The following is a 2,412-nucleotide window of genomic DNA, read 5'->3' as shown; positions in this document are numbered from 1 at the left end:
CAAGCATATCAGGAAAATGGTACGTCCAAAACTCAAAAACCAAAAAATATTCCCCTATTAAAATAAAGAAATTTCCAAGCAGCTACAAAACCACATACTATGGCAAACATACTGAAAATCTTAACACTGGCGTCAATAATAAATTAAAACCTTATGTTTTAACCACTTTAGCAATTTCCACTACAATAAACGGAAAAACAACAAAATATAACCAAAAAGCTTATGTGGCTTCGAACATTAGTATCTATTTCAAATCTTCATTATCTGACAGCTTAAAAAAGAAATATGTAAACTACTTGAAATCCACTCCAAATTGTCCAAATAATAATGAAAAAATAACTGGACAAATTATTAAAATATTTAGCACAAACCTTACTGGCAAAATTACATCTTACAGTAAATCAGTAGCAATATTTAACTGGGTAAAACAAAAAGAAAAATACGATTTCTATGAAAACACTAAGTGGGGTGCTGTTAAGTCACTTGATCGAATTTTAAACACAAAGGATGCTAATATGAATTGTGCTGACCACTCACACTTAGTAAATGCAATGCTACGAACTGTAGGTATTCCAGCATTTTATGGAAATGCAGTTTGTGACTTTGGTTCTGACAACTTTCCTCATTATTGGTCTATGGCTTATATTGAATCGAGTAGCAAATGGGTTTATTTAGATGCTATTCATTCATACTATAAATATGATAATCCTCCATGGAAAATTGTTAGTACTAATGGTCGTGGAGCTTTTTATTCTGTCTCAGATTTAAAAATCAAAGCCAATATTAAATTAAGGAGATGATAATTATGAAATTAAAAAAAATAATTTATATATGCATTGTAATTTTGATTATTATAATCTCTGTTGGATTAATTTATAATAATTCAGCTCTTGAAGATGACAATACTAAAAATAATACTAAAATAGCTAATACTACTAATAGCACAAGTAATATTACTAACAATAATACAAACAATAATACTAATACTGCTAATATTTCTACAAATAACATAAATCCTAATAATGATAGGGATAATGTAAAACATAATAATCTTCCTAACAATATGCCTAAAAAATCCAGATTATCCTATACAGAAGCATTTAAATTAGCTACAAAAATAGCTAAAAATGTATATGAAGATTCAAATGTATATGTAAAATATAATGGTTATAGATATAACAGCCGTGTCCATATTGAACCCACTAATAATCATTTATATTGGAGCTTTAAAGTTTATAATAGCACAAATAACAAATGGTTGAATGGATTTTTATTAGAAGATGCAACAGGCAGAGCAACGCAATTTTAAAATCTACTGAAAAAATAATTTAGTACTCTTTCAAAAAATTCATTAGCTTAAATGGTAATATTGCAACAAACCATATTCACTTAAATTAATTATAGTCCTGAAAGAAAAGATTCTAATTAATGATTTATTGGAATATTAATCTATTTTATAAATATGAGTTGTTATTGTCTTTAATTTCTAAAATAATCTTTAATAATTTTATTATTAAAAAGATATATATTGTAATTATTTAGATTGAGAAATAAATGAATATAAAAGTTTTTAAAAAATACCATTATTTATAAACTTTATTTTCAAGACTATATATACTGGAAATTTAATATGTATGATAAAAAAGATAATAATTTTTTAAGCTCATTTCGTGTAAATGATAACAGGTGAAATAGATTTAGGCTAATAAAATCAGTAAACTTCTTGAAGATAATTTATTATTAATTTCTACTCTGTTTTTAATAATTTTTATCTCTAAATATTTTTTTAGTAACTATTTGAAAATTTTAATTTACACATTATAAAAGGTGATGAAATTGTTGTTTAATGGAAACAATGCATCCACTAATGGCGGAGCACAATATTTAAATGGTGGAATTACAACTATTACTGATAAATCTAGTTTTAATAATAATAAAGCCATTAATGGTGGTGGAATTTACACTAATTCTGATTTAACCATTAAATCTATTGGATTTTCAAGCAATATTGCTAGCTCTAATGGTGCTGGGTTATATATTAATAATGGTACTGTAAATATTTTAAATAGCTCTAATTTCACTAATAATAAAGCTGTTAATGGTAGTGGTGTCTACAGTAATGGTAAATTGGCTGTTAATAATGTTTTATTTTTAAATAACAATGTATCTGCTAATGGTGGAGCTATTTACAGTTTAAATGATTTAAATATTATTGCTACTGATTTTAATAAGAATAATGCTAATTCAAATGGTGGAGCCATTTTCACAAATGGGGGAACTACCAATATAAACTCTAACTCAGTTTTCACAGGTAATTCTGCTGTTAATGGTGCTTGTATATATACTAATAACAATTTAAATATTAATTCAATTGCATTTTCTAACAATACGGCAAAAACCAATGGAGGAGCT

At 25.8% G+C, this 2,412-nt stretch carries 2 protein-coding genes and 1 pseudogene; all 3 read left to right on the top strand.

The features are described 5' to 3' along the window. On the top strand, positions 1-800 hold an 800-nt coding region (locus MBCUR_RS01840), incomplete at its 5' end, for a transglutaminase-like domain-containing protein (RefSeq protein ID WP_169805777.1). Between the two features lie 5 nt (positions 801-805). After that, positions 806-1,309: a hypothetical protein gene (locus tag MBCUR_RS01835; RefSeq protein ID WP_067089507.1), complete on the top strand. Its 504-nt coding sequence runs from the start codon at positions 806-808 to the stop codon at positions 1,307-1,309. 527 nt (positions 1,310-1,836) lie between these two features. After that, positions 1,837-2,412 (top strand): annotated as a pseudogene (locus tag MBCUR_RS01830) (hypothetical protein); the annotation flags it as partial.

The sequence above is a fragment of the Methanobrevibacter curvatus genome (assembly GCF_001639295.1).
GTDB lineage: Archaea > Methanobacteriota > Methanobacteria > Methanobacteriales > Methanobacteriaceae > Methanoflexus > Methanoflexus curvatus.
Note: the sequence above shows the minus strand (reverse complement) of the source record. Positions and strands in the feature narration are given on the sequence as shown.

Excerpts from the sequence above, each read along its gene's own strand:
- MBCUR_RS01835 (WP_067089507.1), top strand. The coding sequence starts at position 806 with ATGAAATTAAAAAAAATAATTTATATATGCATTGTAATTTTGATTATT.